We start from the raw sequence: 6,645 nt of genomic DNA on the forward strand, positions 1-6,645 counted from the left end.
CTGTCATCGGATGCAGTCGCGAGAGGGGTTCAAGCCCCCTTTCGGGGCCATAAGACCGAGCATGGCCACCGTCCGATCTTGGCGATTATGTTCTTGCGGGTAGTTATGTGAGGCCTGTAGCGATTGCAGGTCGTCCTTCAGCCGCCTTAGGGTCTGTATCACAAATAGAGTAGGCGCAAGTACCTTTCGATCATGGCGGTTTTGACCATTCCGAGGTAGTGGCGGGCCAGCTTCTCGAAGCGCGTGGCCACGGCCCGGCATTCCTTTATCCAGCTCACGCACCGCTCGACCACGTTGCGGCGGCGGTAGCTGTCGGGGTCGAACTTCAAGGGCCGGCCACGGTGGTTGGCCTTCTGATCCGAACGCTGGGGGATGACGGCCCCGATCCCGCGGCGGCGCAGCCAGACGCGGATGCGGTCGTAGCTGTACCCCTTGTCGCCGGCCACGTTCGCGGGCCGGCTGCGGGGACGACCGACCCGCCGAGGCACGCGGACCGCGTCCATCACCCTCTCGAACTGCGTCGACTCGTGGCGTTGACCGGCGGTCACCTCGGCCGCGAGGGGAAGTCCGCGACCGTCCACGACCAGGTGGACCTTGGTCCCGAATCCGCCGCGCGAGCGGCCCAACGCATGGTCGTCGGGCTCGTCCGCGCCCCCTTTTTTCCGCCGCCGGCGGCCGCCCGGGAGGCTCGGATCGAGGTCCCGTCGATGCAGAAGAGGTCCCAGTCGACCCGCCCCTCCTCGTCCATCCGCATCTGCAACGCCTTGAGGATGCGATCGAACGTGCCGTCGCGGCTCCAGCGGCGGAATCGGCCGTAGATCGTCGACCAGGGGCCGTAGCGCTCCGGTACGTCCCGCCAGGGGCAGCCGGTGCGCAGCCGCCAGAGCAGGCCGTTGAGCACCTTCAGGTGGTCGCGCCACCTGCGGCCGCGGCCGCCGCCCTGGGGCAGAAGCCGGCTGATCGCCTCGAACTGGGCCTCCGTCAACTCGTGCCGTCTCATCTCCGACCCTCCTTGCTCTTCCCGAACAAGGTTCTACGAAGATGACTGGCTGCCTGTTCATCAAACAGACCCTAGAGCGTTTCATTGTCCCGACTCCTTTCGAGGACTCTTGCGTGGTCTCCGACTTACACCGCGACCGCGTGCCGCTCGGCCGCGACTGCGTCGTCTCTGTCGTAGGTCGAGACTTCCGTCACGAGCTCTTCGGGGCCTTCTCCGAACAGGAGGTAGAGGGCCGGCAGGGCGAGCATGGTCAGGAACGTGTCGCAGACCATGCCGAAGAAGACGACGGTGGCGAGGGGCCGCTGGACCTCGGCGCCGATGCCGGTCGAGAGCATCATGGGGAGGAAGCCGAGGGCCGCGACGCTGCCCGTCATGAGCACCGGGCGGAGCCGTGCGAGCCGCGCCTGCTCGATGGCCTCCCGCTTCTCCGTCCCGTGGGCGATGCGGTCGCGGATGGCGCTCACGAGGATGAGCCCTTCGAGCATCGAGGCCCCGGCCAAAGCGACGAAGCCCACCCCCGCCGAGATTGTGAACGGCAGGCCCATCACCCAGAGGCCGAACACGCCCCCCACCCGCGCGAAGAGGACGCCGCTGAAGATCATCAAGGCGTCGCGAACCGAATTGAAGGTGAGGTAGAGGAGGCTCAGGATGAGCGCTAGGGCGAGCGGGACGACGATGAAGAGTCGTTTCTCGGCCCGCTGCATATTCTCGAACTGGCCGCCCCACGCGAGCGTGTAGCCGTCCGGGAGGTCCACTTCGCGTTCGACCCGCCTCCTGGCTTCCTCGACGAACGAGCCCATGTCACGGCCGCGGATGTTCGACTGGACGACGATCCGACGCTGGCCCCACTCTCGCTGAATCGTCGACGGGCCTTCGGTCTCCTCCAGCCGGGCGAGCCGGGTGATGGGGATCCTCTGCCCCGAGGCGGTCGGGATGACGATCCTCTCGAGCGCCGTCGGGTCGTCCCGATAGGACTCGGGGAGCCTGACCACGAGGGGGAACCGTCTCCCGGGCTCGAGCACCTCCCCGACCTTGATGCCCCCCGCCTCCGTGACGGCGTCGAGGACCGCCCGTGCGGGGACTCCGAACCGCGAGAGGGCGTCCCGGTCGACCTCGACCCGGAGGACCGGGAGTCCCGTCACCTGCTCGGCCGAGACGTCGGCCGAGCCCCTGACGTCCTTGACGACCCGCTCGATCTCCGCGGCCTTCGCCTTGAGCACTTCGAGGTCGTCCCCGAAGAGCTTGACGCCGATGTCGGCCCGGATTCCGGCCGCCATCTCGTTGATGCGGAGCTCGATGGGCTGGCTGTAGACGGACCGCATGCCTGGGAGCTTCCCGGTGACATCGGCCATCGCGGCGACGAGCTCGTCCTGACTCTTCGCCCGCTTCCAGTCCGCTCGCGGCCTGAGCGAGATGTAGACGTCGGAGACCTCGAACCCCATCGGGTCGGTCGCCACCTCCGCCGTCCCGGTGCGGCTCCAGATCCGGTCGATCTCGTCCGGGAACTCCTCCTTGAGGAGGGCTTCGATGCGGCCCCCGTATTGGATCGACTCCTCGAGGCTCACGCTCGCGAGCCGGATGGTGTTGATCACGATGGTCCCTTCGTTCAGGCGGGGGACGAACTCCGAGCCGAGCGTGAACCCGAGGATGGTCGTCGCCACCGTGACGGCCCCCACGAAGGCGAGCGTCGTCTTCGGGAAGCGCAGGCCGAGGTGGAGCAGCGGCCGGAAGAAGCGATGGGCCGCGCGGTCGATGACGGTCTCTTTGTCCGAGGTCCTCCGCTTCAGGCCGATGGACGCGAGGGCCGGCATCAGCGTGAGCGAGAGGACCATCGAACCCATGAGGGCGAAGACCACGGTCAAGGCCATCGGCCGGAAGAGCTTCCCCTCGATTCCCTGGAGCGTGAGGATCGGCAGATAGACGATCATGATGATGAGCTCGCCGAACATGGTCGGCTTCCTCACCTCGACGGCCGCGTCGCGGATGACGTCGAGCTTGCTCCGGCCGCTGCGGTCGTGGGCCAGACGCCGCACGCAGTTCTCGACCATGACGACCGAACTGTCGACGACGAGCCCGAAATCGATGGCGCCGAGGCTCATCAAGCTCCCCGCGATGCCGACGCGCTCCATGAGCGTCACGGCGAAGAGCATCGAGAGCGGGATGGCGGAGGCGACGATGAGCCCGGCCCGGATGTTCCCTAGGAAGGCGAAGAGCACCGCGATGACGAGCATCGCGCCCTCGAACAGGTTCCGCTCGACCGTCTTCAAGACCTGGTCGACGAGATGCGTCCGCTCGTAGGCGACCGTCACGTCGACCCCCGCGGGGAGCGCCTTCTTCACGTCCCGCATGGCCTGGTCCAGGGCCATCGTCACGTCCCGCGAGTTCTCGCCCATCCGCATGAAGGCGAGGCCGAGGACGACTTCGCCCTCGCCGTTCGCGGTGACGCCGCCGCGGCGGATGACGTGGCCGATCCCGACCTCGGCCACGTCGCCGATGCGGATGGGCACGCCGTCGCGGGCGGTGACCACGATCTTCCCGATCTCCTCGACGGACCTCGCGCGGCCGACGCCCTGGATGAGGCTCGATTCGCCGGCCCTGACGACGTAGCCCCCGCCGACGTTCTTGTTGTTCTCCTCGAGGGCCCTGACGACCTCGTCGAGCGTGAGCTTGTACTTCGCGAGCTTCGACGGCTCGGCCCGCACCTCGAACTGCTTCGCGAGGCCTCCCCAGGAATTCACCTCGGCGACGCCAGGAACCCGACGGAGCCGGGGCCGCACCACCCAATCCTGGAGGGAGCGGAGTTCGACGAGGTCGTAGACCCGGCTCGAGAGGAAGTAGTGATAGACTTCGCCGAGCCCGGTGGCGACCGGCCCCATGGCGGGGCGGCCGACGCCCTCGGGGAGCTGGACCTCGCCCAGGCGTTCGTTGATCTGCTGCCGGGCGAAGTAGACGTCGGTCCCGTCGTCGAAGATCGCGACCACCTGCGAGAGGCCGAACTTCGATATGGAGCGGACCTCCTCGAGCCCCTTCAACCCGCCGAGGGCCTGCTCGACCGGGAAGGTGATCTGTCGCTCGATTTCCTCCGGGGCGAGCTCCGGCGAGACGGTGTTGATCTGGACCTGGACCGGGGTCGTGTCCGGGAAGGCGTCGAGCGGAAGCTCCCCGGCGGCTCGCACGCCGAGGGCGACGAGGACGCCGGCCAGGAGGATGACGACGAAGCGGTTCTTCAGGCTGAATTCGATGACGGCGTTCAGCATCGGCGGGGGCTCCTTCGGGTCGGGTCGGTCACTCGCAGCAACCGGCCCCGATGGCCCCCTTCATGATTTCCGTCTTCAGGAGGAACGCCCCCTTGCTCACGACCTCCTGCCCGGGCTTGAGCCCCCAGGTCACCTCGAGGACGTCGTTCCTGTCGGTCGGCTTCGTGGTCACCCGCTGGGGCCGATAGACCCCCCGCCCTTCGGGCAGGAAGACCACCTCGACCTTGTCCTTCCGCTGTACGGCCTCTTTCGGGACGACGACGGCCTTGTGGGAAGAGCCGATTTGAATCGTCGCCTCGCCGAACTGGTTCGCCCGGAGGCGGCCGTCGGGGTTCCCGAGCTCGGCCCGGATGCGGGCCGTCCTGGTCTGCTCGTTCACCTCGGCGCCGACCCACGTCACCTCTCCGCTCGCGGTGGGCCCGTCCCCGGGGCCCGTCCCCGAAATCGAGAAGCCGACCGCCTGCCCCGGCTTCACCTTCTGGACGTCGGCCTCGTAGACGTCGACCCAGAGCCACATCCTGGAGCCGTCGGCCACGGCGAAGAGCTGGGCCGTCGCCTGGACCGCCTCGCCCTTGACGGCGTGCCGCAGGACGACGGCGCCGTCGATGGGGCTCACGACGTCGATCAGCGACCCCGTGCCCTCGGTCCTGAGGACTTCTTCCAGGGCCGCGTCGTCGAAGAGGAGGTTCTTGAGCTTCTGCCTGGCGTCGAGCAGGCTCGACTTGGCCTGATTCAAGGCCGTCCTCGTCGCGATCTCCTCCTTCCTGGGCACCACGTCCTGGGCCGCGAGCGCGCTCATGCGGCGATAGGTGTCCTCCGCGAGCTTCAAGGCCGCATCGGCCGAGAGATACTGCAGCTTGATCGTGCTCACCTCGGCGGAGTCGACTATGCAGAGGACCTCGCCTCGCTTCACGGACCGGCCGAGGTCGGCCCTCACCTCGCGGATGAAGCCGGAGACCCGGGGCGAGACGTCCGCATAATGGTTCGCGTCGTAGGCCGTCTCGGCGTTCGCGACGAGACGGTGGGCGTGCTCCTCTTCGAGGACTTCGGCCGTCTGGATGCCGATCTGGCGGGCCAGGTCCGCCGAGGCGAGGCGCACGAGGGGCAACGGGTCGCGGCAGACCTTCGCCGACCCGGACTTCGCACCGGGGAGCGGCAGCCCCTCGGCCTTGAGCGCGGCGCATTCGCTGCAGAGCGCCTCCGGCTTCGCGTGGGCCGCACACCAGCCGTCGTCGGGGAGCCCCAGAGACGCCGACGGCCCCTTGCCGCATTTGAAGCAGAAGCTCTCCGGCAGCCCGTGCTCCTTGCACATCTTCAGGTTGTATTTCTTCTCGACCTCGGGGTGGCACAGCGTGCAGACGTCCTCGGGGAGGTTCCCGTGCTCCTTGCAGAGCATGAGCTTGTCCTTCAGCTCCTCGTGGCAGAGGGTGCAGAACTTCTCGGGGACCCCGTGCTCCTCGCAGTAGAGACCGACGTCTTCGGCCGCGGCCGGAGCCTTGGCGTCGAAACGCGCCCAGGTCGGGAGCTTGCCCGGGTCGATGCGAGCCCACGAGGGCAGCCACTGGGGCCGGGCGAGCGTCGCCGAGAGGCCGGCGACCAACACGAGAACGGCCACGGACGATACGAGTAGTTTCCGCTTCATCGAGATCTCCCCCGCTGCTGGGATGGGGCGTTCGGACCACTCGACCGGGCCGTGGAGGGACTTTCCCCCGAGCCGCCGGGCGGTGGCGAAAAAAGAGGCTGGAGTTCCCGGGACGACCCGGGGACGAGCGAACGCTCGCGGGAGGGGACGTGGCGTCCCTATCCCGATGCCGACGCACGGGGCTTACGCCCGACTCAGCAGCGGAAGTTCTGGAGGAGCGCCCGAATGGCCGTGGAGTCGCCCCAGGAGGCGAGGCCGGTCGGGGTGCCGTTCAGGGTGAGATGGGCGAGCGAGTGCGGGAGGGGACTCGAAAGGAGGGCGAAAAGCCCGAAGGGTACGAACAGCGAGGGCAGCATGTCCGAGTGCGGCACTCGAACGTCGCTCGATTGCAAGGCCCCCTGGCAGACGCAGTTGTCGGTCTCTGCCGGGCAGTCGGTCGGGTGGTGTCCGCCTTCCGGAACCCCTGTCTCAATTTCCTGGGGCGCACCGTGCCCCGCCTCGACGGCCCCGCATACGAGCGGGCAGGCGAGGATGAGGAGGGCCAGGAAGGTGGACAGGTACGCTCGCACTGCGCCTCAGGCTTGAGAATATGACGGGTCGACCCATCATAAACGGTACGGCTGCGAATGCGAAGGTCAAGCGGCGGCACCGCAGGGCGATTGCACCATAAGCTATGATCCGAATAGGACTTGCTCGAGATAGGCCGTATTGCAAGCGGCCTTGAGCCGCTTGTTCTTCACGCCGAC

4 protein-coding genes are annotated in these 6,645 nt (G+C 67.7%); all 4 read right to left on the reverse strand.

The features are described from left to right. Positions 1 to 158: 158 nt before the first annotated feature. A protein-coding gene (locus PZE19_RS32105) for an IS5 family transposase (protein WP_438269962.1) occupies positions 159 to 1,000 on the reverse strand; the annotation gives its coding sequence in 2 pieces (ribosomal slippage) (positions 159 to 635 and positions 638 to 1,000; 840 coding nt in all). A gap of 125 nt (positions 1,001 to 1,125) precedes the next feature. Then, entirely contained in the window at positions 1,126 to 4,257 is a 3,132-nt protein-coding gene (locus PZE19_RS32110; RefSeq protein WP_277864751.1) for an efflux RND transporter permease subunit, read from the reverse strand. 28 nt (positions 4,258 to 4,285) lie between these two features. Continuing rightward, positions 4,286 to 5,899: an efflux RND transporter periplasmic adaptor subunit gene (locus tag PZE19_RS32115; protein ID WP_277864752.1), complete on the reverse strand. Its 1,614-nt coding sequence runs from the start codon at positions 5,897 to 5,899 to the stop codon at positions 4,286 to 4,288. A 194-nt stretch (positions 5,900 to 6,093) separates the two neighbouring features. Next, positions 6,094 to 6,468 (reverse strand): hypothetical protein, encoded by a 375-nt coding sequence (locus PZE19_RS32120; RefSeq protein WP_277864753.1) that lies wholly within the window; start codon positions 6,466 to 6,468, stop codon positions 6,094 to 6,096. Positions 6,469 to 6,645 lie beyond the last annotated feature (177 nt).

Source organism: Paludisphaera mucosa, from assembly GCF_029589435.1.
GTDB lineage: Bacteria > Planctomycetota > Planctomycetia > Isosphaerales > Isosphaeraceae > Paludisphaera > Paludisphaera mucosa.

Excerpts from the sequence above, each read along its gene's own strand:
- PZE19_RS32110 (WP_277864751.1), bottom strand. The coding sequence starts at position 4,257 with ATGCTGAACGCCGTCATCGAATTCAGCCTGAAGAACCGCTTCGTCGTC.
- PZE19_RS32115 (WP_277864752.1), bottom strand. The coding sequence starts at position 5,899 with ATGAAGCGGAAACTACTCGTATCGTCCGTGGCCGTTCTCGTGTTGGTC.